Genomic DNA, 25,289 nt, shown 5'->3' with positions numbered 1-25,289 from the left:
ATGAAATGCATTTCGGTGTATACGAACGACTTTGAGGTATTTTCAGATATTTACGAAAAGGTGCTCCAGACACCGCTTCAAGAAAATGAAGAGCTGCAGGTAGACGGCATTATCGTGTCCGAATCCGGCAGCGTGCCGGAAAACTACTTGACCCGTATGAAACAGCGCCCGGAAGTCGTAGTGATGAAAGTGAAGGATAAGGACATCACGATTTTACAACACCGCGACGTGTTCGAAATATTTATTCCCGAGACGGAAAATGTGATACACTAAAACCGAAGCGATTCGGTTTTTTTCTTTTCGTTTTTTCTTCGTACGGATTGTTTCGATCAGAGAGAGGGCAGGGTAGACAATCGGATGAAAAGCGTACTGACAACATCATCGGACCTGGCCGCGATTCAGGAGGGCAATAAGCCGGCAGTCACGGCTTCGCCCGTTGAAGCGGTTAACGCGTTACAGGCTATTATGGAACAAGCGGGCGACTACGAGCACGCGAACAAGCTGAAGCAGCTGCTGGCGAAAGCCGAGAGCGGACGGCTGAATTTGGCGTTCTGCGGGCATTTTTCCGCAGGAAAATCAAGTTTAATCAACAGGCTGTGCGGGCATCCGCTGCTGCCTTCAAGTCCCATCCCGACGAGCGCAAACATCGTCAGCATCGCAAGCGGGGAGGCGGGAGCGCGAGTCGTGTACCGGGGGGGAACGGATTCGGAGCCTGGAGCTGCCGATGCGTCCCGGTCCGAGCGGGTGCCGCTGGAAGATCTGGCTGCTCATTGCCGCAACGGGGAACAGATTGAAACGGTAGAAATCACGTACCCGATCCCGTTCCTGAAGGATCATGCCGCGCTGCTCGACACGCCGGGGATCGACTCGACGGATGACGCGCATCAAATGTCGACGGAATCGGCGCTTCATCTGGCCGACGTCGTCTTCTATGTGATGGACTACAATCATGTGCAATCGGAAGTCAATTTGGCTTTTACGAAAAAAATGACCGAATGGGGCAAGCCGCTCTATTTGATCGTGAATATGATCGATAAACATCGCGAGCACGAAGTGAAGCTTGAGACCTATAAAGCCGGCGTACAGGAAGCGTTCGCGAGCTGGGGCGTACGGACGGACGGGATCGTTTACACGTCCGTCAAGGTCCCCGATCATCCGGCCAGCGAATGGAGCAAGCTTGACTGGCTGATCGGCGAATTGATCGGCCGGCGTGAGGGACTCGTGGCGCAAAGCTTGGAGAAGTCCGCCCGCGCGCTTGCGCTCGCTCATGCGGCCAAGCAGGCCGAGGCGAACGAGCCGGTCAAGGAAGCGCTGCATGCGCGTTTGGCTGAAGACGAAGAAGCGGAATCGGCGCAGCGTGAATACGGTGAGGCCACCGCCGAGCTGCAGCGGTTGGAAGGGCTGCCCCATGCGCTGCTCACTCTACTCCGCAAGGATGTGACGGCGCTGCTTGACAACGCCAACGTCATCCCGGCGGCGACGCGCGACCTCGCTCACGCGTATTTGGAGAGCCGCCGGCCCGGCTTCAAGGTCGGCTGGCTCGGTTCGGCGGCGAAGACGGCTGCCGAACGGGAGCAACGGCTGGCCGCCTTGCATCAGGACTTCGTCTCGCAGGTGCAGACGCAGATCGAACGCCATGTGCAGCTGACGTTGAAGCGGCACCTGGACGGGCAAGGGCTGCCGAAGGAGCGCGTCCAGCTTGTCGCGGACGAGGTGACGTTCGACCTGACGCCGGATTGGCTGGCCGCACAGGTGAACGAAGCGGCGGTGTTCGGGGGCGAATACACGCTGACGTATTCGAAGCAGATTGCCGCTGAAGCAAAGGCGGCCTACCGCAAGCTGGCGCTGGCCGCGGCCGAGCGGCTGACGGCCGAGCTCGCGGCGGCGCTCGCTCCGCAGCGCGAGGCGCTGCAGGCGCGGATGCGCGAGCTTGACACGCGGCTGGCGGCCGTGCGCGAGCTGGAGCAGCTCGCGCAGGCCGAGGCCGCGTATCGCGACGCGCTGCTGGCGCCGCTGCCTGCGGGCGCAGCGCCCGCGCTGCCGTCGCTCGCGGACGCGCCGCAGCCGGGCGCAGCGGGCGCCGTCGCCGCGCCTGCGGCCGCCGCTGCGGCTCAGCCGCAGGCGCTCGCGTGGCTCGCCGCCGGCGAGCGCGGCGATGCCGCTGCGGCGCTGGCGGCTGGCGGCCACCGCGAGCGCCTGCGCGAGACGGCCGAGCGGCTGCGCCTCGCCGCGGGCGAGCTCGCGGACGTTGCGGCGGTGCAGTCGCTGCGCCGTTCGCTGCTGGAGAAGGCGGAGCGGCTTGCCGGCAACCGCTTCACGATCGCGCTGTTCGGGGCTTTCAGCGCAGGCAAATCGTCGTTCGCCAACGCGTTGATCGGCGAACGGGTGCTGCCCGTTTCGCCGAATCCGACGACGGCGGCGATCAACAAAATCATGCCGCCCGATCCGGAAGCGGGCTGGCCGCACGGAACGGCCAAAGTGCGCATGAAGAGCCGCGACCGGCTGATCGCCGACGTGTTGTACTCGCTCGAGGTGCTTGGCGAGAAGGCCGTTACGATCGAGCAGGCGCTGCAGGCGATCGGCGGGTTGAAGGCCGACCGGATTCCGGGCAAGGGCAAGCCGCATTATGCGTTTCTCCGTGCCGTTCAGCAGGGCTGGAGCGGCATGAGCGATTTCCTCGGGCAGGAGCTGCGCATCACATCGGATGAATTCGGCGGTTACGCCGCGGACGAATCCAAATCGTGCTTTGTCGAACTCATCGAATTATATTATACGAACCCGTTGACGGAGCAGGGCGTCGTGCTGGTCGATACGCCGGGAGCGGACTCGATCAACGCACGTCATACCGGCGTCGCCTTCGACTATATCAAGAACGCGGACGCGATTCTGTTCGTCACGTATTACAACCATGCGTTCTCCCACGCCGACAAGCAATTTCTGCTGCAGCTCGGCCGGGTCAAGGACAGCTTCGAACTGGATAAAATGTTTTTCATCGTCAACGCCGCCGACCTCGCTTCCTCGGCGGAGGAGCTGGTAGGTGTCGTCGGTCATGTCGAAAGCAATTTGCTTCAGCACGGCATTCGCCATCCGCGCATTTATCCGCTCTCCAGTTATTACGCCCTGGAAGGCAAGCAGAACGGCGATCCGCAGACGACGGAGCAATCGGGCATCGTTCGCTTCGAGCGGGACTTCGTCCGCTTCACCTTCGGGGAACTGACCGACATCGCGGTCAGAGCCGGCGAAGCGGACATCCGCCGCGCGGCGGACACGCTGCAGCGCTGGATCAACAGCGCGAAGAGCGATGCGGCCGACCGGGCCAAGCAGGCGGAAGAACTGCGCAGCGCCCTGCGAACGAGCGCTGCCCGGCTGGAGCAGGACGCCGATAAGGCTGACGTCCGGGAGCTCGGCAAGGAAATCGAGGAGCTGCTGTATTACGTCAAGCAGCGATCTTCATACCGTTTCGGCGAATTGTTCAACGTGGCGTTTAACCCTTCGCTGTTCCGTGAAGACCCGCGCGACGCCAAAGTGGTGCTGCAATCGGCTTGGGAAGACCTGCGCCGGATGATCTCCTTCGATTTGTCCCAAGAGATTTTGGCCACGACGCTGCGTATCGAGAACAAAATCAACCGGATGGCGAAGCAGGCGGCTGACTCGTGGACGGAGACGATACGTACGGAAATTCCTTCATTCGAGCCTGCCGATGTGCCGCCGTTCAAGCTGCGTACGCCGGAGTTGACGGACACGCTGCTGGCGGACGAGGTGCAGACGAAGTGGTTGGCGTCCTTCTTCAAGAATGCGAAGCAGTTTTTCGAAGGAGAGGGCAAGTCACAGCTGCGCAAGGAGCTGGAAGCGAAGCTGAACGATCCGATGCGCCGCTTTACGGAAGCGCAAGCCGCCCGGCTGGAGGAGGCTTACGCCGATCAATTGCGCAGCGTCATCGCCGAGCTGGCGGGGCAATGGCGCACGGCGCTTGAAGAGCAGGCCGAAGGGCTGCTTGAGGCGCTCGACATGAAGCTTGACTTGGAAGCGTTGAAAGAAAAGCATAGCCGCCTGCTGCAGTATTTGCCGCCGAGCTAATCCGGGTGGCGGGCCGTCCAAACCTCCGATTTCTAGCCTTACGGCGAAGTCGGGGGTATTTTTTTGTCTTTTTCGACGCAAGGTCTCATATACATGTGGGGATGCGGAGCACACCCGCCCGGGAGCGCGAAGAACGTAAATTTCAGGGAGGTAGAGACGTTGAAGAACTCGACACGTCTGTGGAAGCGTACGTTAGGAACGATTCAATGGGTCACGGCCTTTGCTGTCATTGTCACCGTTGTGCTGTCAGGCCGGTGGTTTATCAAGGCGCAAACCATTCCGCGCTATGATGTGTTTCTGGACGAACAGCTGATGGGAACCGTCTCGGATCCCGATGTGGTGAAAAGGTGGAAGAACGAACGTTACGAGGAAATGGAACGCCAACAGCCGAATTTACGGGTAACCTCGAATATGGAGAGGCTTCATTTCGTGGGCAACGAAACGTTTCACGGCGTTATCGATAACGAAGCCGTTATTGCCGCGCTGAAAGACAGAATCGTGTTTTATTTCTTTGCTGCGGAAATCCGCATTGACGGCAAATCGGTCGGGGTTGTGAAAGATGTAGCTGCGGCCGCCGAACTGCTGGAGCAGATTAAAGCTCCATTCCTGCCGTCCCCGGACGGGAAGAACAAAAGAGTGCGGGCGTTATCCGCCGAATTCGTCGGATCCTCCCCGGATTCCGCAGTTGCCGCAGCCGAAGCGCGGACAACCGGTACGTTCGTCCAAGACGTCAGCATCAACGAGACGCTCGTCGAGCCCGGGAAGGTCGAGGCTTCCGACGTAGTGAAGGCTCGCATATTATCAGGGGCCTACGAAGCGCAAACGTATACGGTGGAGCGCGGCGACTGCTTGTCCTTAATCGCCCAGAAGTTTGAGATCCCGCTCGAGACGCTGCGGGCGAACAATCCGGAAATTAAACGCGATTTGATCCGCGTCGGGCAGAAGCTTGCGATTACGGTGAAACAGCCGCTGCTTACGGTCAAAACGACCGAGCTGCGCACCGAACAGAGGAAGGTGCCCAGCGGCGTCGTTTATGAGAAGGATGACAGCCTGAGGGCCGGCGTCATTCAAATTGTATCGCAAGGCAAGCCCGGGCTTAAGAAGGTGACGGTTCAATCGATCCATGTGAACGGGCGGTTTACGGAACAATCGACCGTAGGCGCGGAGTTGTTGGAAGCGCCGGTGCAAACCGTCGTCAAACAAGGTACGAAAGTGATTGCCGGCGCCGGGTCCGGCAAGTTCGCCATGCCCGTACTGCGGGGCGAAGTGACGAGCCAATTCGGGCTGCGCTGGGGCAAGTCGCACAACGGCACCGATTTTGTGTCCGAGCAGCGGGGGATTATGGCGTCCGACAGCGGCAAGGTCGTTTATGCCGGTTGGAAGAGCGGATATGGCAATTGCATTGTGATCGACCATGGGAACGGGTATGAGACGCTTTACGGACATTTAAGCAAAATCGAAGTCAAGAAGGACGAATTCGTCACTAAAGGCGAAAAAATCGGCGTGATGGGAAGCACCGGAAATTCAACGGGCGTCCATCTGCATTTTGAAATTATTAAGAACGGTTCCCAGCAAAACCCGATGAAATATTTGAGTTGACCCGCAGGACCTCCGCCGCTATAAATCCCCCTTGGGCATGTTAGTTCACTCCGGCCCTATACACCATCCTATATTTCTGCCTGACTTTCTCTGTCCGCACCTTATACAAGTAGTATACAGCATAGGCATAAGTCCGTACATTTGCAAATCGGTCAATGAACGGCTACTCTAAAAAGTATAGTGGATGCTGTGACAAAATTAGACATGGGATCGGGGGAGAAGCATGAGCTCTACACGCTGGTTATGGCGTTCCGTCGGCTTCGGGGCGCTTCTGTCCACAGCGGTATGCGCTGCCGGCTTTGCGTATGCCGTCAATCAAATCATATTCCCGCAAGCGGCTTCAGGGGTAGGCACCGGTCTTGTCGGTACCGTACCTGCACCCGCTGCAAATGAAGGGGCGGCGGCGCCATCCGAACCACAATCCGGTCAAGCCTGGGAAGCGAAAACGCAGATAAGGATCGCAGCGCTCGGCGACTCGTTAACCGCCGGTACGGGGGATATTACGGGCAAAGGGTATGTGCGCAGCGTACGGGACAAGCTGGAGCAGCGACTCGGCAAACCGGTGTACGTTTATAACAATTTTGCGATTCCGGGGTTCCGCACGACCGATTTGTTGAAGGATTGGGAGGCCAAGAAGGACATCGCGAGGTCGATCTCGGAATCGGATCTCGTTCTGCTCACGATCGGCGGGAACGATTTATTTCAAGGCGGCGAAGGCATCTTCAACGCGCCGAACGGCCAAGCCGGCCAAGCGTCCAAGCCTGATGAAGCGAACCCCGGCGAAGGAACGGCCGGCCGGACTGCAGCGCCCGTCCCGTCAGGCTCCGACGTTCAGCTGGGTGAAGCGTTCAACCCGCAAGCGGCACTCACGCGTATGCCGGAGGCGCTCCAGCGGCTGGAGCAGATCATCGACCGGGTGAGCAAGGCGAATCCGAATGCGCGCGTCTTGTACGTCGGGCTGTACCATCCTTTTCTCGACATCGATAAAGACCGTGCCGGCGCTCCGATCATCCAGCGCTGGAATACGGCCGCTTTCGAAATCGCAAGCCGTTACCCGAATGTAACGGTCGTTCCGACGTACGATTTTTTCGAGCTGCAGGGCTCGAAATATTTATACACCGATCATTTTCATCCGAACCAGCAAGGCTATGAGCGTATTGCCGAGAGGATCGCGGACATTTTACAGTAAACGGGGGAGAGAGGGTCATGGCGGAGCGGACGAGCAAGGGCAGGGACGCCGACATCGTCTTGTCGGTGGAAGGGGTTAAGAAGAAGATCGGGAACAAGCTTATTATCAAAGGCATTTCGTTCGATGTTCGTGCCGGCGAAATCTTCGGTTTCTTGGGCCCGAACGGGTCCGGTAAAACGACGACGATCCGAATGCTGGTCGGTTTAATCAAGCCGACGGCAGGCGAGATTCACATCTGCGGGTACAACGTGCTCAAGCAGCACGAGGAAGCGCTGCAGTACGTCGGCTGTATCGTCGAAAATCCGGAGCTGTACCCGTATTTAAGCGGTTGGGAGAACCTGGAGCATTTCGCCCGCATGCTTCCCGGGGTGACGGAGAAGCGCATCCGCGAGGTAGTGGAGATCGTCGGCATGGACGCGCGCATCCGCGACAAGGTGAAGACATACTCGCTCGGCATGCGGCAGCGGCTCGGTATTGCGCAGGCGCTGTTGAACGATCCGAAGCTGCTCATCCTGGACGAGCCGACGAACGGTCTCGATCCGCAAGGCATCAAGGAGCTGCGCGAATTTATTCGCCGCCTCGCCCGGACGGGACTAAGCGTGTTCGTGTCGAGCCACCTGCTGAGCGAAATTCAGCAGCTGTGCGACCGCGTTGCGATTATAAGCCACGGCGAGGTGCTGCAGGTTGGCGAAGTGTCTTCGCTCGTCGACGAATCGGCGAGCAGGGTCGTCTGGAGCGTGCGGCCGGCCGGCAAGGCGCTGCAGGTGCTGGAGCCGCACGGCGCGGGTACGGACACGCCGGGTCTGAGCGCAGATGCGGGTTCGGACGAGCAGCCGGCGAGGATCGCCATGCAGATGAACCCGGACGATATCCCGCTGTTGTCCAAGCGTCTGATTGAAGCGGGGGTTGAGCTGCACGGCATCGAAATCAAGCTTCCGACGCTGGAAGATTTATTCTTGAAAGTGACGGAGGGTGAGCGCATTGGCTAGCTTGTACGGGCTTGTGATGAACGAAAGCATCAAGATGGTCAAAAAGAAACGGCTGCTCGTCGTGCTGCTCATCCTCGCGGCGATCATTCCGATGTTCACCTACGCCCAGATGAAAGTGGCGCAAAACAATCAGAAGCAGTTCGGCACGACCGACTGGCGCGTGGAGCAGCGTCAGAAGGTGCGCGATTACACGCAAAGGCTCGGCAGCGCGAGACTTCCGGAGGAGTGGAAGCAGCGTTTGCAGGTTGAAGTGAAGCTTGCCCAATACTATTTGGATAAAGATGTGAATCCCGCTTCGCCGAACGGGGTAACCTTTACAGTAACGTTCGTTCAGAACGCCGTCGGCTTGTTTATTCCGCTGATGGTCATGGTCATCGCCGCCGATATCGTCTCCGGCGAGCATACGAGCGGGACGATCAAGCTGCTGCTGACGCGGCCGGTGCCCAGGTGGCGGGTGCTTCTCAGCAAGCTGATCACGCTCATCTTGTTCACTTCCGTCGTCGTCGTGGCCACAGCGCTGCTCAGCTACTTGATCTCGGGGCTCTTCTTCGGTTACGGGGGATGGGATATGCCGCGGCTGCTCGGCTTCTCGGTGACGGGAACGGACGTCGATTTCTCCCGCGTTCGCGTGGTGGAGCAGTGGTTTTACCTGCTGCTTGAGCTGGGGCTCGTCTGGTTTGCGGCCGTTGCCGTGGCGATCATGACGATGATGATTTCCGTGCTCGTCCGCAGCACGGCGGCGGGTATGGGCATCATGCTGGCGGTGCTAATTTCCGGCACGATCTTGACAAGCATGGTCTCCTCGTGGGAGACGGCGAAATATTTATTTATGGTCAATCTTGACCTGACGGATTACTTGACCGGCGGTCTTCCGCCCATCAAAGGGATGGACCTGCCGTTTTCGTTAACGGTGCTCAGCGTCTGGGTCGCGTTGTCGATCCTCGTATCATTTGCCGTTTTCACGAAAAAAGATGTGTTGAACTAATCCGTTCAAATGTTATAATGCATGTTAGCTGAAAGCATACTTGGACGATTTGGCAGAAATGGACAAGCGGTCCAAGTTCGTCACCTTCGGCTAATGAAAACTCAGCGAAACTTTGATTTCTCGTGCTGTGTTGTTTGGGAGGCTGCGATGACGGAACAACTCGATTTGTTTGGAAATACAACGGCGGCGCCTGCGGATTACGGGGCGGACGATATTCAGGTGCTCGAAGGACTCGTTGCGGTGCGCAAGCGCCCGGGGATGTATATCGGCAGCACCACGACGTCCGGTCTGCATCATCTGATCTGGGAGATCGTGGATAACGCGGTGGACGAGCACTTGGCCAAGCACTGCTCGCAAATCGATGTGATCATACATAAGGACCAATCGGTGACGGTGCAGGATAACGGCCGAGGCATCCCGACCGGTATGCACAAAACGGGCATTCCGACACCGCAGGTGGTGTTTACAATTTTGCATGCGGGCGGTAAATTCGGCGGCGGCGGATACAAGAAATCCGGCGGCTTGCACGGCGTCGGCGCATCCGTGACGAACGCGCTGTCCGAATGGCTCGAAGTGGAAATTTACCGCGAGGGCAAAGTGCACCGCCAGCGGTTTGAATATTGGGTTGACGATACCGGGAAAGAGCATGTCGGCGAGCCTGTAACCGGTCTTGAAGTGATCGGCAATACGCGCAAAACCGGCACGAAAGTGACGTTCAAGCCCGATAAGCGGGTATTTCAGGGCGGCACGACGATCAATTACGATACGTTATCTGAACGTTTGCAGGAGATCGCGTTCCTGAACTCGGGTCTGAAAGTAACGGTGACCGACCTGCGCAACAATAAAGAGGACGTATTTCAATACGAGGGCGGCGCGAGTCAGTTCGTCCAGTTTTTGAACGAAGAGAAGAACGTGCTGCACGACGTCATTCATTTTATGGCGGAACGCGACGAGATCGAGGTCGAAGTAGCGCTGCAGTACAACGACGGCTACACGGAGACGCTCGCTTCGTTCGTCAACTCGATTCCGACGCGCGGCGGGGGTACTCACGAAACCGGATTCAAGACGGCGTATACGCGCGTTATGAACGATTACGCGCGGAAAGCCGGACTGCTCAAGGAGAAGGAGAAAAATCTCGACGGTCAGGATTTGCGCGAGGGACTGATGGCAGTCATCAACATCAAGATGGGCGAGGTCGAATTCGTCGGACAGACGAAAGATCAGCTCGGCAGCGCCTCGGCGCGAAGCGCGGTCGACGCGGTCGTGTCCGATAAGATGGCTGTGTTTCTCGAGGAAAACCCGCAGGTCGCGCAAATGATCATGAAGAAGGCGATCCAGTCGGCCCGTGCGCGCGAGGCGGCCCGTAAGGCGCGGGAGGAAGTGCGCAGCGGCAGGAAGGGCAAGAGCGAGAGCTCGAACCTCGGCGGCAAGCTGACGCCCGCGCAGTCCAAAGATTATACCCGCAACGAGCTGTTTATCGTCGAAGGGGATTCGGCAGGCGGTTCGGCCAAGCAAGGACGCGATTCGAAGCATCAGGCGATTTTGCCGCTCAAGGGCAAGCCGATGAATCCCGAGAAGGCGAAGCTGGCCGACATCATGAAGAACGACGAGTACAAGGCGATTATCGCCGCTATCGGCGCGGGTGTCGGACCGGAATTCGAAGTTTCCGAAAGCAATTATGCCAAAATCATCATCATGACCGACGCCGACACCGACGGCGCGCACATTCAAGTGCTGCTGCTTACGTTTTTCTACCGTTACATGAAGCCGTTGATCGACGCCGGCAAGGTGTATATTGCCCAGCCTCCGCTGTTCAAAGTGACCAAGAAATCGGGTAAATCCAGCGAAGTGCGTTACGCCTGGACGGACGAGCAGCTGCAAGCGCTCATGAAGGAGCTCGGCAAGAGCGTTGAGCTTCAGCGGTATAAAGGACTCGGCGAGATGAACCCGGATCAGCTGTGGGAAACGACGATGGATCCGGCGACGCGCACGCTTCTTCAGGTGCAGATCGAGGATGCGGCCAAAGCCGAGAGACGGGTGTCTACGCTCATGGGCGACAAGGTCGATCCGCGCAAACGCTGGATTATCGAGAACGTCGACTTCACGGAATATGAAGAATAAACGGGGGGCAGCAAGTTGAGCATACTTGAGAACTTTTTGCCGGCCTTTCTCGAAGAGGTTGTCGGCGACCGCTTCGGCCGGTATTCCAAATATATTATTCAAGACCGCGCCATACCCGACGTACGCGACGGCCTGAAGCCGGTGCAGCGGCGGATTTTATATGCGATGTACGATGCCGGCAACACGCCGGATAAGACATACCGCAAGTCCGCCAAGACGGTCGGGGATGTGATGGGCAACTATCATCCGCACGGCGACTCGTCCATTTACGACGGGATGGTGCGGATGGCACAGCCTTGGAAGATGGGGCATGTGCTCGTAGACGGCCACGGCAACTGGGGCTCGATGGACGACGACCCGGCGGCCGCGATGCGGTATACGGAAGCCCGGCTGTCGCAGATCGCCATGGAGCTGCTGCGGGACATCGATAAGCGGACCGTGCTGTTCAAAGACAATTTCGACAACACGACGAAGGAGCCGGTCGTGCTGCCTTCGCGTTATCCGAATTTGCTTGTTAACGGCGTCAGCGGTATTTCCTCGGGCTTCGCCACGGAAATTCCGACGCATAACCTGAGGGAAGTCATTAACGGCTGCATCTCGCTGATCGACCGCCCGGACAGTACGCTGGAGGAGCTAATGATGTTTGTCCAAGGTCCGGACTTTCCGACCGGAGGCATCATTATGGGCTCGGAAGGCATACGCGAAGCGTACCGTACGGGCCGCGGCCGCATTTATGTGCGGGCAAAGACAGCGATCGAGGAGCTGCGCGGCGGCAAGCAGCAAATCGTCATTACGGAGATTCCGTATCAAGTGGTGAAGTCCCGGCTCGTGACCGCGATGGAAAATATACGGCTGGAGAAAAAGATCGAGGGCATCGCCGAGGTGCGCGATGAAAGCGGCCGCGAAGGCATGAAAATCGTCGTGGAGCTGAAGAAGGATGCCGATGCGCAGGGGATTTTGGCGTATTTGCTGAAGAAAACGGATCTGCAGATCACTTATAACTTCAACATGGTCGCGATCGTGAACAAAACGCCGAAGCAGCTTGGTTTGCTGGATATGCTCCAGGCGTATATCGAGCATCAGAAGGAAGTTGTTACCCACCGCACCAAGTATGAGCTGGAGAAGGCCGAGGACCGCGGGCACGTGCTGGAAGGCCTCGTGAAAGCATTGAATATACTGGACGAAGTGATTGCCGCGATCAAGGCTTCCAAAAACCGCCAAGACGCGCAGAACAACTTGGTCTGGATGTTCGGTTTCACCGAGCGGCAAGCGGACGCCATTCTTACGCTGCAGCTGTACCGATTGACAAATCTGGAGATCCATTCGCTTGAGAAAGAGCTGAAGGAAGTTCAGAAGACGATCGCTTACCTGCAGAGCATTCTGGGCAGCGAGAAAAAGCTGCTGGGCGTTATCAAGGACGAACTCTCGCAAATTCGCGATAAATACGGCATCGACCGGCGTTCGGTCATTCAGGACGAGGTTGAAGAGCTGAAGGTCAATCTCGAAGTCATGGTAACGGCGGAAGACGTGTTCGTTACGCTGTCCAGAGACGGGTATATTAAACGAACGGGCAAGCTTTCGTTTATCCGCTCGGGCGGCGAGATCGATAAGACGGGCTTGAAGGAAGGCGATTATCTCCGGCATTTGTTCGACGTGAACACGCTGGAAAATCTGCTCATTTTCACGCAAAGAGGGCAGTACTTCCTGCTTCCCGTCCATCAGATTCCGGAGTACAAATGGAAGGAAAACGGAACGGCGATCGTCAACGTCATTCCGATCCCGAAGGACGACCGAATCGTGAACGTGATTCCGTTGAAAGATTTCGACGAGCCCGGGAAGTCGCTGCTGTTCTTTACGCGCAAAGGCCAGGTCAAACGTACGGAATTAAAGGATTACGCGACCAACCGCTCGAGCGGAATCGTGGCGTGCAAGGTCGGCGAACAGGACGGGCTGTTGAACGTGCTGCTCAGTACGGGAACGAAGGACGTCCTGCTGATTACGAAGCAGGGAATGGCCATTCGCTTCAAAGAAGAGGAAGTAAACCCGATGGGCCGGGCGGCTGCGGGCGTTCGCGGCATCGCGTTGAAGGAAGACGACGAAGTGGTTGCGGCCGATTTGGTGGAAGGCGATGAAGGCGAAGTGGTGGTTGTGACAGAGCTTGCGTACGCCAAACGCTCGCTCGTCGCCGATTATCCGGTTCAAGGACGCGGGGGCAAGGGGATTCTCACCTTCGAGTTCAAAGAAGGCAAGCGTGTGAAACCGAACGGTTCCATGCTGCTCGGCGCGTTTACAGTAAAAGAACCGTTCGACTTGACCGCTATTCTAAACTCGGGGGAGAAAGCGACTTTCTCCACGGAGCAAACGCCGATCGATGAGCGAAAGTCGTCAGGGAAGCAGATGATCGCGCTGGACAAGAAAGATTGGATCGTCGATCTGCTAAAAATTACGTGACGGATTAATCGTAACTCGAGTACGTCGGTTCCACCCGTTCCAACAATTCAAGCATCAGCTCCAACACGGCCCACACCGGCATCGGATCGTCCAAGCGATCCAGCCAGTGTGGGTCTTTAATGATGCCTTTATGCAAAGCGATTTCTCCGATTTTTGTTTTCCAGTCCTCCATAATGTTCCTCCTTGCTACAAGGATTGACAAGCTGCCCCTATGGGCGATCGCCCTCTGCTGCATGATATGTTGAAGCCCGTCAAATGGTACCCGAATTTATCGTTTCATGTCATAAAATATTTAGGTGATTAACCTTTTATAGGACAGGAAGAGATGTTATAATAAGGAAAACGATAGGATTCTCGGGAGTGATGGTAGTGATAACTCAAGAATTCGCCAAACTATGGTGGAAATTGTCCAAAGACCTCCGCACGCATATGGAAACAGAGCTGGCGCCTTCGCTGACAGAAGGTCAATTAACCGTGCTCGAGCTGCTGCAGGTCGCCGGTAAGACGAAGATGAAGCCGTCCGATTTTATCGATTATTTGGCCACGACGCCTGCGGCGATTACAACGCTACTGGATCGGATGGAGAAGAGCGGCTTGATCGCCCGCGAGCGGGACGAGAAAGACCGGCGCATTGTTTGGGTAATCTTAACGGAGCACGGACGGACGGAGTGTGAACGCGGCGTGCAAGTCCGCGAACAGTTTCTGCAGCAATATTTAAGCCGGATTTCATCGCACAATCAGCAACTGCTCGTGTATTTGCTCGGTAAAGTGGCGAACGCCTAACAGTTGTGCCCTTGTATATATACGAATGCCGAATACGAAGTAGACCTCCCGTGCCGACATGGCGAGGAGGTCTGCTTCGTATTGGGCCTGAATATAACGTACTACATTTGAACGGGAGGATCTTTGTATGCGGAACATACAACTCGATCACCATACTTATTTTGAGCAAGCATACACCTTTGCTCCAATCGGCATCGCCTTGGTGTCCATGGACGGAACATGGATTAAGGTGAATCCCGCTTTATGCAAAATTATGGGTTATTCGGAAAAAGAATTGCTTGAGCTTACCATTAGGGACATCACCCACCCGGATGATTTGCAAAGGACGGACGATTTCATCGATGAGCTGCTGGACGGGGGCTCATCCAATCGCGAAATGGAAAAACGGTATGTCCAAAAAAACGGCAGCGAGCTCTGGACGTCCCTGCATGTTTCGCTTGTTCGCGAAGAACCGCATGGAACTCCCCTCTATTTCATTTCCCATATTATTGACATTACTGAGAAAAAAGCTGCCGAACAGAAATTGCTTGCAACAGAGGAATTGTACAATCTGATAACGAAACATGCATTAGACATTATATCGTACAACACGCCGGATGGAATAACCCGATATATTTCCCCCTCCATTCGCGAAATACTAGGTTACGAGCCGGAAGAGGTTATTGGAAAAAGCAGCCCTGCCTTTTATCATCCTGACGACCTGGAAAAATTGCGGACGATGTCTCTATCCGATAACGATGTCATTACCTACCGGGTGCGTCATAAAAACGGCAGCTATATCTGGTTTGAATCCACGCTTAGAACGATCAGGAATGAGCACGGCCAAATTGAAAAAATTTTGGGGATTGCCCGCGATATAACAGAACGAAAGAGAAACGAGGATAATCTTGCCGAGGTACAGCGCATTGCGCTGGTGGGAAGCTGGGAATGGAATATCTCCTGCAATAAACTTTCATTATCGGATCAAGCTTATGAAATATTCAGCCTGAACAAAAATGAACTTCTTCCAAGCGATGTTGCGTCTCTGATTCATCCGGACGATCGGCAGCGGTTTGCAGCTTGCATGGAACAAGCCTTCCAAGGTCATGATTTCAGCTCGGAATTTCGTCAATTGAACCCTGGCGGCTCGACCAAATATTTGCATATTCGCGTATCTGTTTCATTTGATGATCACGGTCGTCCCCTGATCGTAAAAGGAATTATCCAGGATATTACCGAACGTAAAACTATCGAATTAAAACTGCAAGAGACCATTGAACGATATACCTCATTAAAAAAATATAACCACGATGCTGTCATTTCATTTGATTTGAACGGCAAGATCACGAACACAAATGTAAGGGCCGAACAGCTGACCGGCTATAGTGTTCATGAGATGATCGGCATGAAGATTGCAGCCTTCATTGGGGTCCGCAATCTGGAAAGAATATTGTTAGATTCCGCTAACCATACATTCGCAGAAAAACACATTGATAAATTCAAACATAAAGCTGGTCATGTCGTGGAGCTGATAACAACCATTGCCCCCATCATCATCAATCGGGAAACCGTTGGCTATTATATTATTGCCAAGGATATAACCGAACAGAAAAAGCTGTTAATCGCAAAGGAAGCGGCGGAAAGCACGAATAAAGCAAAGAGCGAGTTTCTAGCTATGATGAGTCACGAAATCCGCACGCCCATGAACGGTGTTATCGGGATGACAGACCTGCTTATAGAAACGACGGATCTCGACGCTCAACAACAAGAGTATGTCGAAATCATAAGCAAATGCGGACATACACTTCTAGCCCTGATCAACGATATTCTGGACTTCTCCAAAATTGAAGCCGGCAAGACGGAACTGGCGGAAGAGCCTTTTAGTGTGCAGGACAATATTTCCGAGACGCTTGACGTCCTGCTTTCAAAAGCGCTTGCAAAAAATTTGGAATCGACTGTATTCATCGATCCCCAAGTTCCTCAAACCGTTATCGGAGATTCGAACAGGCTGAGGCAAGTGCTGTTGAATTTGATCAGCAATGCCATCAAGTTCACGTATAGCGGCGGAATCACCATCTCCGTGAAGAAAGTAATGGAAGCCCGGAATCAGGTGCAGCTTCAATTTATGATTAGGGACACCGGAATCGGCATACCGGAAGATAAGATCCATCGGTTGTTTGAGCCCTTTTACCAGATAGATCACTTCTTGAACCGCAAACCGGAAGGAACCGGGTTAGGCCTGGCGATTAGCAAGAGGCTCGTCGATCTGATGGGCGGGGAAATATGGATTGAGCCTACGCATGGATCCGGGGCAACCTTTGTATTTACGGTTATGGTTAAGGCGGAAGGCGATAAGGAGTCGCTGCAGCAGCATCCGTCTATAGAGGAGGATAATTATGTTCGACAGCCTCTGAACATTTTAATTGCAGAAGACAACGTCATCAATCAGCTGGTCCTGCAAAGGATTCTGGAAAGTCTCGGTTATCGCGCCAGCATTGTTGAGAATGGCGAAGAGGCGATCCAGGCTGTCGCCCGCGAGACCTATGATCTTATTTTTATGGACATTCAAATGCCTGTGATGAGCGGTCTGGAAGCCACAAAATCGATAAAAGCATCGCTGCCGCCGGAACGATGCCCTTACATTATCGCCGTAACCGCCAATGCGCTGAATGGCGATCGCGAACAATGTTTAGCCGCTGGCATGGATGAATACATAAGTAAGCCCATTAAATGTGATGTTGTCTCGAATCTGATGGAACAATTCTATAAAAATAAACACATACCTCGTTAGGTATGTGTTTATTTTTCAGGGGTCAGAACCGCGAGCGGAGCGGCGCAGACATCGAGCTACCGTTGCTCCCACAGCAGCCACGGATAGGCTGTCGGCGGCTGCGAATGAAAGCGCAGCGCCTCTTTCGTTACCGGGTGCTCGAACGCAAGGCTTACCGACCAGAGCGCGATCTGCTGGCCGGGGACTGCCGAAGCGCCGCCGTAGCGCTGGTCGCCGACCAAGGGGCAGCCGATTGCGGCGAACTGCACCCGAATTTGGTGCGGCCGGCCGGTATGCAGCTCGATCTCGAGGAGCGACAGGCCGTCTTGAGAGCCGACGATCCGGTAATCGAGAATCGCCTCTTTGGCACCTTCCTTGTCGGCCGGTACGACCTTAACCATATTCGTGCGTGAATCTTTCAGCAGATGGTGGCGCAACGTTCCGCTTGGTTCCTTCGGTTTGCCGTTCACGACGGCGCGATACTGCTTGCGAATCGTCCGCGTCCGTACCGCATCGGATAGCCGGGAGGCGGCTTTCGACGTTTTGGCGAACACCATCACTCCGCCTACGGGACGATCAAGCCGCTGCACCAGACCGAGATACACGTTGCCCGGCTTTCGGTGCCGGACCTTCAGGTCCGCTTTAATCAAGCTTAGCAAATCCGGATCCCGCGAATCGTCTTCCTGTGTCGGCAAGTTCGGCGGTTTGATGACGACAATCACATGATTGTCTTCATATAACACGGGGATAGAGGGAACACCGGCCATTCGTTAAGCCTCCCAGCGTCCCAGAATGCCGCACGGCAGCATCAGCTTGGAAGCGGTAATCGGAAGTCCGATCTCGCCGCAGGTGATCGTGCCGCCGTACCGGCGTCCAAGCGATAGCGACAGCACATTCTTGAGCACGGACGCCGAGATGCCGGTCGTATACGAATTGATCAGCATAAACAACGGCTTGTCCGTTAAGATGCTCATGCAAGATTCAACGAACGGATACAAGTTGGTTTCCAGTTTCCACGTTTCGCCGTTCGGGCCGCGTCCGTAGGAAGGCGGGTCCATAATGATCGCATCGTATTTACTTCCGCGGCGCTGCTCCCGCTGCACGAACTTGAATACATCGTCGGTGATGAAGCGTACCGGGCGGTCGCCGAGGCCGGACAGCTGCAGGTTTTCCTTGGCCCACTGGACGACGCCCTTGGAAGCGTCCACGTGGCAAACCTCGGCTCCGGCCGCCGCGCAGGCAACCGAGGCGCCGCCGGTGTAGGCGAACAGGTTCAACACGCGGATCGGACGGCCTGCGCCGCGAATTTTATCCATCATCCACGCCCAGTTGACCGCTTGTTCCGGGAACAGTCCGGTATGTTTGAAGCCGGTCGGCTTGATGTGGAAAGAGAGGTTGCGATACGAGATCGTCCACCGCTCCGGAATTTGCTTCTTGTACTCCCATTGGCCGCCGCCGCTCGAGCTCCGGTGATAATGCGCGTCCGCTTGGCGCCACTCGCCCGTTTCTTTGATCAGAGGCCAAATGATTTGCGGGTCAGGCCTGCGCAGAACGACCGTCCCCCAGCGCTCCAGCTTTTCTCCGTCTCCGGTATCGATCACTTCGTAATCTTTCCAATCTTGAGCTGCATACATGCGTCTTCGTCCATCCTTTGCGTTCTCATATGTATGGCAAGTTTCAGGTCATGCGTCAACCGCTGCGAAGCTTGCGCCATTCTATCTATTTTACATGAAGGAGAGACGCAATTCCACTCGAATAGCCCTCTTGGGCAGAGGAAATACTGAAGGGCATCGAATCGAAGGGAGGCAAACAGGTATGTCTCGTGACAACGCCAATAACAATGGTAAAAAGTCCCAACCAGGCAACAACCAGGACTCCGAAGTAGCGGAATCAAGCAACAAATCGAAGAACAAATAAATAAGGCTGGTTCCCGGTCTTCCCGTCAACTAAGGGGAGACCTTTTTTGATTTTCTGGGTTTTTTAATCGCCACCGCCGGTAAATGTTTATAGCTTCGAATCGTCTCTCCTTTGCAAATCGGGCAAGGCGGGTAAGTGCCGGTCGCGAAATCTTCCCGAACCCAGGCTTTACAGGAGGCATCCCTGCATTTCCAAATCACGGTCGGTTTGAGTTCCGGTTTCTGTTCGTTGTTCTGCTGCATCTTGTTGTGACACCTCCTCTCCAAACCTCTGTATTTTAACCGAGGTTGGATGGTTTATGCCAGTACCTGCGCGAAAAAAAACGCAAGAAAAACAGCCGAAACCCAACAACGGGTTTCTTTACGCCAACCATGACGGTTTTCGTCGTTTGTCCGCCGTTCGTCATCCATCGGGCAGCCCGTCCCCATCCTCCAACACCGCTCCTCCATTCCCGCTATTCGCCATCCGGCAGAGACTCGAAACAATTTCTAGAAGATTTTTACTAAACGGAAAGGATTTTCTAGCTGTCATGTAGTATTTGTGTAATAGTGACAGAATACTTTATTTGAGGGGGATGTCTACTTTGAACACCGCAATCCCCGGTCCGGAGGACTTGTATCTGTTTCATGAAGGCAACTTGCATCGGAGCTACAAGCTTCTCGGCGCTCATGTCACGCAATGGGACGGAACCGTCGGCGTCCGTTTTGCCGTATGGGCCCCTCACGCGAGTGAAGTTCGCGTTGTCGGCGACTTTAATGAGTGGGACGGAACCAGACATCCGATGCATAAGGTGAGCACTTGGGGCGTCTGGTCGACGTTCATTGCCGGGGTCAGACCCGGCGAGTATTACAAGTACGAAATCCTTACCCCCGACGGGGCGCTCCTGTATAAAGCCGATCCGTACGCTTTTTGGTCCGAGCTGAAGCCGGGCACCGCCTCGCGCGTATTCGATCTGGGCGATTTCGCTTGGTCGGATCAAGCGTGGCAGGACCGGAAGCAGAGCGCTTCCGTCTACGAATCTCCTCTGAACATCTACGAAGTACATCTGGGCACCTGGAAAAAGAAGCCGGACGGCGCCTATTACACGTATCGCGAACTGGCTGATGAGCTCGTCCCGTATGTGAAGGATATGGGGTACACCCATCTGGAGCTGATGCCGCTGGCCGAGCATCCTTACGACCGATCCTGGGGGTATCAGGCTACCGGGTATTATTCGGTTACCAGCCGATTCGGTACGCCGCACGAGTTCATGTATTTCGTCGACTGCTGCCACAACGCCGGTCTCGGCGTCATTATGGACTGGGTGCCGGGCCATTTCGTCAAAGACGAGCACGGGCTTCGCCAGTTCGACGGGCGACCGCTCTTCGAGTACAACGATCCGGGCCTGGCCGAGAAACCGGAATGGGGCACGCTGACCTTCGATTTTTCCAAACGTGAAGTTGTGAATTTTTTAATCTCCAATGCGCTTTTCTGGATGGACGCGTACCATATTGACGGGCTGCGCGTGGATGCGGTCGCAAGCTTGCTTTATCTTAATTTCGGCAAGCCGCGCGATCAGTGGGTGAAGAACGCCCATGGCGGGGACGAGAATCCGGATGCCATCGAATTCTTGAAGAAGCTGAATCATACGGTATTCAGTTATTATCCGAACGCGCTGATGATGGCGGAAGATTCCACCGCCTGGCCGCTTGTCACCGCTCCGGTGCACGAAGGCGGACTTGGCTTCAATTACAAATGGAACATGGGCTGGATGAACGACATGCTCAAGTATATGGAAACCGATTCGTACTTCCGCGGCGGGAGTCATCGCTTATTGACGTTCAGCTTCATGTACGCCTTCTCCGAAAACTACGTGCTGCCGCTGTCTCATGATGAAGTTGTGCACGGAAAGAAATCGTTATTAAATAAAATGCCCGGGGATTACTGGCAAAAGTTTGCCAATCTTCGCGCCTTATACGGCTACATGATGAGCCATCCCGGCAAAAAGCTGCTGTTCATGGGCGGGGAATTCGGCCAATTCGACGAATGGAAGGATCTCGAGGATCTCGATTGGGAGATGTTGGCTTATGACAGCCATCGCAGCATGCACCGTTATGTACGCGACTTGAATCATCTGTACTTGCGCGAGCCGGCGTTGTGGGAACTCGACCACTCGCCCGATGGGTTCGCCTGGATCGACCCGAACGACGCGGCGCAAAGCGTCACGACGTTTATGCGGAAGTCGCGCAAGCCGGAGGATGCGCTTGTCATCGTGACCAACTTTACGCCGGTGTACCATGCGAAATATCGAATCGGCGTCCCGTTCGCTGGAGAGTATGTCGAGCAATTCAACAGCGATGCCGGCGAATACGGCGGTTCTGGCAAGCTGAACCCCGGCAGGCTGAAGACGGAAGCGTTAGCGTGGCATGGTCATCCGGACAGCCTGCATGTAGCGCTGCCTCCGCTGGCCACGGTCATTTTCAAACCGATCAAGATTGTCAATCGTAAAGCAACGAATGCGAAGCGGGGAAGGGGTCAAACCGATGCGTAAAAAAGAATGTGTAGCCATGCTGCTTGCAGGAGGCGAAGGAAGACGGTTGGGCGTGCTGACGACACAGTTGGCCAAACCGGCGGTGCATTTCGGAGGCAAGTACCGCATCATCGATTTCACGCTAAGCAACTGCACGAACTCTGGAATCGATACCGTGGGCGTGCTTACGCAATATCAACCGCTCGTACTGAATACGTACATCGGCATCGGCACGCCGTGGGACTTGGACCGTAAGCACGGCGGGGTAACCGTCCTGCCTCCGTATATGGAGCAAAGCGGCGGGGATTGGTATAAAGGAACGGCCAATGCCATTTACCGGAATATTCCGTTCATCGATCAATACGACCCGGAATATGTGCTCGTCATTTCCGGCGACCACATCTACAAGATGGATTACGACCTGATGCTCGACTTCCACAAGAGCAAGGACGCGGACGCAAGCATCGCCGTCATTGAAGTGAAATGGGAAGAAACGAGCCGGTTCGGCATCATGAGCACCGATGCGGAGCAGCGGATTACCGAATTCGCCGAGAAGCCGAAGGAAGCGAAGAGCAACCTGGCTTCGATGGGCATTTACATATTTAACTGGCAGGTGCTTAAGTCTTACTTGATCAAAGACGAAGTGGATCCGGAGTCAAGCAAAGACTTCGGCAAAGATTTGATACCGGCGATGCTGCGGGATCAACAGAAGATGTTCGCTTACCCGTTCGACGGGTATTGGAAGGACGTCGGAACGATTCAAAGCTTGTGGGAAGCGAATATGGATTTGCTTGAGGATGAGCCCGAGTTTAATCTGAACGATCGCGAATGGCGCTTCTACTCGGTCAATCCGTTCCAGCCGGGACAGTACATCGCGCCGACCGCACAGGTCAGACGCTCGCTCGTCAACGAAGGCTGCGCGGTGTTCGGGGAAGTCGATCACTCTGTTTTGTTCTATGGCGTTCAGGTGGGCGAAGGCAGCCTTGTCCGCGATTCGGTTATTATGCCGAACGTGAAGATCGGCAGCAATGTGAGTATCCACAAAGCGATTATTGGCGAAGGAACGGTCATCGAGGACGGTGCGGTCGTCGGCAGTCCGGAGGGGCAAGGCGACGAATCCATCGTATTAATCGGCAGCAACGAGTACATTGGCAAAAACACTTCGTTCTCGGTGAAAGGATGACGGGCGTATGAAACGTTTGATGGGCGTAATCAACTTGGTGAACGAACCGGATGAACTGGAGGAGCTGACTTACTCGCGCTGCGTCGCATCGGTACCGTTCGGCTCCCGCTATCGCATGATCGATTTTGCCTTGTCCAATATGGTCAATTCCGGCATAGGCAACGTTGCGGTGTTCACGCAGCACAAGTTCCGGTCGCTGATGGACCATCTCGGCTCCGGCAAGGAATGGGATTTGGACCGCAAACGCGGCGGTTTGTTCATTCTTCCCGCGGTTTTGCACGAGACGACCGGTATGGCGCGCGGCGATTTGTTCCAATTTTACAACCATCGCGATTATTTCTACCGCGGACGCGAGGAATATGTGCTCATCACCCGCTCTCATATGGTGTGCAATATCGATTTTAACGAAGTGCTCGATTACCATTTGGAAAAAAATGCGGACATTACCGTTGTCTATAAGAAAGCGGAAGAAACCGAATACGCCAAATTCCGCCGGATGGCCGTCAAGGATGACGGAAAAGTCACGCTGATGGAGGACCAGTCCGGGCGGCTGCGCACCGACAACATCTCCATGGAGATGTACATCATGAGCAAGGAGCTGCTGCTCGATATGGTGGAATCTTGCCTGGCGCAAGGCTACGATCATCTCGTGCGCGACGGCATTATGAAAAATATCGATAAACTAAGCGTTTACGCGTATCACCATCAAGGGTATACAGGTATTGTGAATACGATCCAAAGCTATTACAAGCACAGCATGCAGCTGCTCAACCCGAAGGTGTGGCGAGAGTTGTTCTTCCAGCGCAATCTCATTTATACGAAGGTGAAGGACGAACCGCCGGCACGGTATGCCGAGAACGCCCACGCCCGTAACGCTTTGATCGCTAACGGATGCATGATCGAAGGGAAGGTAGAGAACAGTATCTTGTTCCGCGGGGTGAAGATTCGCAAAGGCGCCTACGTGAAAAACAGTATTATCCTGCAAAACTGCGAAATTGAAGAGAACGTCATCATCGAGAACGCTATCCTCGACAAGGACGTGTTCATCAATCGCGGCCGCGTGCTTACCGGAGACAAACAAGCACCGTTTATCGCTTCCAAAACCAAAGTGATTTAATAAATCGGCGCGTCCGGCCTTTGCAACCGAGCGCACGGCCGGATGCGCTCTATATAAAGGAGTGGTAGGAAGCCATGAAAGTGTTATTTGCAGCCTCTGAAGCCGTCCCCTTTGTCAAAACGGGAGGACTCGCCGACGTGATCGGCTCGCTCCCCAAAGCGCTCGTCAAGCAGGGTGCGGATGTTCGCGTCATTTTACCCAAATACGAAGACATTCCGGCCAAGTACGTCGAACGGATGGAGCAAGTGGCCTCCTTCGACCTTCAGATGGGGTGGAGAAAGCAGTACTGCGGCATCTTGAAGCTGGTGCACGAGGGTATCGTCTTTTATTTTGTCGATAACGAATATTACTATCGCCGCAGAGGCTGCTACGGTTACGGGGACGACGCCGAACGTTACGCGTTCTTCTGTCGCGCTGTTCTGGACGCGATGCCGCACATCGGCTTCATACCGGATTTGATCCATTGCCACGACTGGCAGACCGGCATGATTCCGGTCTTGTATCGGGCTCATTTCAGCTACCAGCCCCCGTACGCGCACATCAAAACGATCATTACGATTCACAACCTCAAGTATCAGGGCGTCTTCGACAAGGAGGCGTTCAAGGACTACTTCGCGCTCGGCGACGAGCATCTGCACGGTTATGCGCTGGAGCTGCACGGCGGAGCCAGCTTTCTGAAGGGCGGGCTGCTTTACTCCGATTATATGACAACAGTAAGCCCGACCTACGCGGAGGAGATTCAAACGCCTTATTACGGCGAATGTCTCGACGGTCTGCTGCGCAGCCAAAATCACCGGTTGCAAGGCATTATCAACGGGCTGGATTACGAAGAGTTCGATCCGATGGCCGATCCAAACCTCGAGGTCCGATACCGCGACTCCTACCCGAAAAAACAGCAAAACAAGCTGAAGCTGCAGGAACGGCTTGGCCTGCCCGTCAACAAAGAGGTGCCGTTAATCGCGCTCGTTACGCGCTTGGTCGATCAGAAGGGGCTCTCTTTGATCGACCGCGTCATCGCGGAACTGATGCAGCTTGACGCGCAATGGGTCATCGTCGGAACGGGCGAACCGCGCTTCGAGGAGCTGTTCCGGTGGGCGGCTGCCGCAAATCCGGACAAGCTGTCGGCGCAAATATTGTTCGACGAGTCGCTTGCACGGCAAGTGTATGCGGCCTCCGATATGTTCCTGATGCCTTCGTTATTCGAGCCCTGCGGCATCGGCCAGCTGATCGCGATGCGTTACCGCAGCGTGCCGATCGTACGGGAGACGGGCGGCTTGAAGGATACGGTGAGCCCGTATAACGAGGAGACCGGACAAGGCACGGGCTTCACGTTCACCAACTACAACGCGCATGACATGCTGTATACGATCGACCGTGCGGTCAGGTTGTATCGGCAGCCGGACGTGTGGGCGAATTTGCTGGCGAATATAAAGAAGAAAGATTTCAGCTGGCGCAAGTCGGCCCAGCAATATATCGATTTGTACGAATCGTTAGTTCCATCCGTGAAAGTGTAATCCCTCGATCAACGATCAACGATCAACGACCAATGTCCGCATGGACATTGGTTTTTTGGTGCGCCTCACAGTCGCACAATCTAGGTGGTTCAAATCCACTCGGTAA

Annotated in this window: 18 protein-coding genes; 14 read left to right on the top strand and 4 right to left on the bottom strand. The window is 55.1% G+C overall.

Going from position 1 to position 25,289, the window contains the following annotated elements; genetic code table 11:
- From ACZ439_RS01410 to gyrA, 8 genes are all read left to right on the top strand, one after another.
- Positions 1 to 273, top strand: coding sequence for a hypothetical protein (locus ACZ439_RS01410; protein ID WP_054797738.1), 273 nt, complete (start codon positions 1 to 3; stop codon positions 271 to 273).
- Between the two features lie 84 nt (positions 274 to 357).
- Positions 358 to 4,077: a dynamin family protein gene (locus ACZ439_RS01405; protein ID WP_464620544.1), complete on the top strand. Its 3,720-nt coding sequence runs from the start codon at positions 358 to 360 to the stop codon at positions 4,075 to 4,077.
- A gap of 159 nt (positions 4,078 to 4,236) precedes the next feature.
- Entirely contained in the window at positions 4,237 to 5,676 is a 1,440-nt protein-coding gene (locus ACZ439_RS01400; RefSeq protein ID WP_464620543.1) for a peptidoglycan DD-metalloendopeptidase family protein, read from the top strand.
- Positions 5,677 to 5,899: 223 nt separating this feature from the next.
- The gene (locus tag ACZ439_RS01395) at positions 5,900 to 6,865 is read left to right on the top strand and encodes a GDSL-type esterase/lipase family protein (protein ID WP_054798118.1); all 966 of its coding nucleotides are present in this window, start codon (positions 5,900 to 5,902) and stop codon (positions 6,863 to 6,865) included.
- Positions 6,866 to 6,882: 17 nt separating this feature from the next.
- A complete protein-coding gene (locus tag ACZ439_RS01390) occupies positions 6,883 to 7,854 on the top strand; it encodes an ABC transporter ATP-binding protein (RefSeq protein WP_054798117.1) in 972 nt (323 codons plus the stop codon).
- Positions 7,847 to 8,839, top strand: coding sequence for an ABC transporter permease (locus ACZ439_RS01385; RefSeq protein ID WP_054798116.1), 993 nt, complete (start codon positions 7,847 to 7,849; stop codon positions 8,837 to 8,839). Before ACZ439_RS01390 ends, ACZ439_RS01385 begins: the two co-directional genes overlap by 8 nt.
- A 147-nt stretch (positions 8,840 to 8,986) precedes the next feature.
- Positions 8,987 to 10,960 carry a DNA topoisomerase IV subunit B gene (gene parE, locus ACZ439_RS01380; protein ID WP_054798115.1) on the top strand — a complete coding sequence of 658 codons (1,974 nt, stop codon included), beginning with the start codon at positions 8,987 to 8,989 and terminating at the stop codon, positions 10,958 to 10,960.
- Positions 10,961 to 10,975: 15 nt separating this feature from the next.
- The gene (gene gyrA, locus ACZ439_RS01375) at positions 10,976 to 13,411 is read left to right on the top strand and encodes a DNA gyrase subunit A (protein WP_464620542.1); all 2,436 of its coding nucleotides are present in this window, start codon (positions 10,976 to 10,978) and stop codon (positions 13,409 to 13,411) included.
- Positions 13,412 to 13,415: 4 nt separating this feature from the next.
- On the opposite strand, the gene ACZ439_RS01370 is transcribed toward gyrA, so the two are convergent.
- A complete protein-coding gene (locus tag ACZ439_RS01370; protein WP_164751901.1) occupies positions 13,416 to 13,583 on the bottom strand; it encodes a hypothetical protein in 168 nt (55 codons plus the stop codon).
- Between the two features lie 191 nt (positions 13,584 to 13,774).
- Between ACZ439_RS01370 and ACZ439_RS01365 the strand changes: the two genes are divergently transcribed.
- Both ACZ439_RS01365 and ACZ439_RS01360 read left to right on the top strand, forming a co-directional pair.
- A complete protein-coding gene (locus tag ACZ439_RS01365; RefSeq protein ID WP_155615343.1) occupies positions 13,775 to 14,194 on the top strand; it encodes a MarR family winged helix-turn-helix transcriptional regulator in 420 nt (139 codons plus the stop codon).
- 127 nt (positions 14,195 to 14,321) lie between these two features.
- A complete protein-coding gene (locus ACZ439_RS01360) occupies positions 14,322 to 16,964 on the top strand; it encodes a PAS domain-containing hybrid sensor histidine kinase/response regulator (RefSeq protein WP_464620541.1) in 2,643 nt (880 codons plus the stop codon).
- Positions 16,965 to 17,020: 56 nt separating this feature from the next.
- On the opposite strand, the gene ACZ439_RS01355 is transcribed toward ACZ439_RS01360, so the two are convergent.
- The 3 genes from ACZ439_RS01355 to ACZ439_RS01345 form a co-directional block, all read right to left on the bottom strand.
- Positions 17,021 to 17,710, bottom strand: a complete 690-nt coding sequence (locus ACZ439_RS01355) for an RluA family pseudouridine synthase (RefSeq protein WP_054798109.1) — start codon at positions 17,708 to 17,710, stop codon at positions 17,021 to 17,023.
- A gap of 3 nt (positions 17,711 to 17,713) precedes the next feature.
- A complete protein-coding gene (locus tag ACZ439_RS01350) occupies positions 17,714 to 18,577 on the bottom strand; it encodes a class I SAM-dependent methyltransferase (RefSeq protein WP_054800273.1) in 864 nt (287 codons plus the stop codon).
- A gap of 312 nt (positions 18,578 to 18,889) precedes the next feature.
- On the bottom strand, positions 18,890 to 19,102 hold the full coding sequence (locus tag ACZ439_RS01345; protein WP_164751906.1) for a cold-inducible protein YdjO-related protein: 213 nt from the start codon (positions 19,100 to 19,102) through the stop codon (positions 18,890 to 18,892).
- A 332-nt stretch (positions 19,103 to 19,434) separates the two neighbouring features.
- Here ACZ439_RS01345 and glgB point away from each other — a divergent pair, with 332 nt between their 5' ends.
- The 4 genes from glgB (at position 19,435) to glgA (ending at position 25,183) form a co-directional block, all read left to right on the top strand.
- Complete coding sequence (glgB, locus tag ACZ439_RS01340; RefSeq protein ID WP_464620540.1) at positions 19,435 to 21,390, top strand: 1,4-alpha-glucan branching protein GlgB; 1,956 nt, start codon at positions 19,435 to 19,437, stop codon at positions 21,388 to 21,390.
- Complete coding sequence (locus ACZ439_RS01335; protein ID WP_141335680.1) at positions 21,383 to 22,552, top strand: glucose-1-phosphate adenylyltransferase; 1,170 nt, start codon at positions 21,383 to 21,385, stop codon at positions 22,550 to 22,552. Before glgB ends, ACZ439_RS01335 begins: the two co-directional genes overlap by 8 nt.
- A gap of 7 nt (positions 22,553 to 22,559) precedes the next feature.
- Entirely contained in the window at positions 22,560 to 23,669 is a 1,110-nt protein-coding gene (gene glgD, locus ACZ439_RS01330; RefSeq protein WP_164751902.1) for a glucose-1-phosphate adenylyltransferase subunit GlgD, read from the top strand.
- A gap of 74 nt (positions 23,670 to 23,743) precedes the next feature.
- Positions 23,744 to 25,183, top strand: a complete 1,440-nt coding sequence (glgA, locus tag ACZ439_RS01325; RefSeq protein WP_141335679.1) for a glycogen synthase GlgA — start codon at positions 23,744 to 23,746, stop codon at positions 25,181 to 25,183.
- Positions 25,184 to 25,289: the final 106 nt, after the last annotated feature.

The sequence above is a fragment of the Paenibacillus sp. JCM 9796 genome, from assembly GCF_055379675.1.
This window is presented reverse-complemented; position numbering and strand designations above follow the sequence as displayed.

What these genes read in the sequence shown, in the direction of transcription:
- glgB (WP_464620540.1), top strand. Translation starts at nt 19,435, where the DNA reads ATGTCTACTTTGAACACCGCAATCCCCGGTCCGGAGGACTTGTATCTG.
- ACZ439_RS01390 (WP_054798117.1), top strand. Translation starts at nt 6,883, where the DNA reads ATGGCGGAGCGGACGAGCAAGGGCAGGGACGCCGACATCGTCTTGTCG.
- ACZ439_RS01395 (WP_054798118.1), top strand. Translation starts at nt 5,900, where the DNA reads ATGAGCTCTACACGCTGGTTATGGCGTTCCGTCGGCTTCGGGGCGCTT.
- ACZ439_RS01355 (WP_054798109.1), bottom strand. Translation starts at nt 17,710, where the DNA reads ATGGCCGGTGTTCCCTCTATCCCCGTGTTATATGAAGACAATCATGTG.
- parE (WP_054798115.1), top strand. Translation starts at nt 8,987, where the DNA reads ATGACGGAACAACTCGATTTGTTTGGAAATACAACGGCGGCGCCTGCG.
- ACZ439_RS01350 (WP_054800273.1), bottom strand. Translation starts at nt 18,577, where the DNA reads ATGTATGCAGCTCAAGATTGGAAAGATTACGAAGTGATCGATACCGGA.
- ACZ439_RS01360 (WP_464620541.1), top strand. Translation starts at nt 14,322, where the DNA reads ATGCGGAACATACAACTCGATCACCATACTTATTTTGAGCAAGCATAC.
- glgD (WP_164751902.1), top strand. Translation starts at nt 22,560, where the DNA reads ATGAAACGTTTGATGGGCGTAATCAACTTGGTGAACGAACCGGATGAA.
- ACZ439_RS01365 (WP_155615343.1), top strand. Translation starts at nt 13,775, where the DNA reads ATGGTAGTGATAACTCAAGAATTCGCCAAACTATGGTGGAAATTGTCC.
- ACZ439_RS01410 (WP_054797738.1), top strand. Translation starts at nt 1, where the DNA reads ATGAAATGCATTTCGGTGTATACGAACGACTTTGAGGTATTTTCAGAT.
- ACZ439_RS01345 (WP_164751906.1), bottom strand. Translation starts at nt 19,102, where the DNA reads ATGCAGCAGAACAACGAACAGAAACCGGAACTCAAACCGACCGTGATT.
- glgA (WP_141335679.1), top strand. Translation starts at nt 23,744, where the DNA reads ATGAAAGTGTTATTTGCAGCCTCTGAAGCCGTCCCCTTTGTCAAAACG.
- ACZ439_RS01405 (WP_464620544.1), top strand. Translation starts at nt 358, where the DNA reads ATGAAAAGCGTACTGACAACATCATCGGACCTGGCCGCGATTCAGGAG.
- ACZ439_RS01370 (WP_164751901.1), bottom strand. Translation starts at nt 13,583, where the DNA reads ATGGAGGACTGGAAAACAAAAATCGGAGAAATCGCTTTGCATAAAGGC.
- ACZ439_RS01335 (WP_141335680.1), top strand. Translation starts at nt 21,383, where the DNA reads ATGCGTAAAAAAGAATGTGTAGCCATGCTGCTTGCAGGAGGCGAAGGA.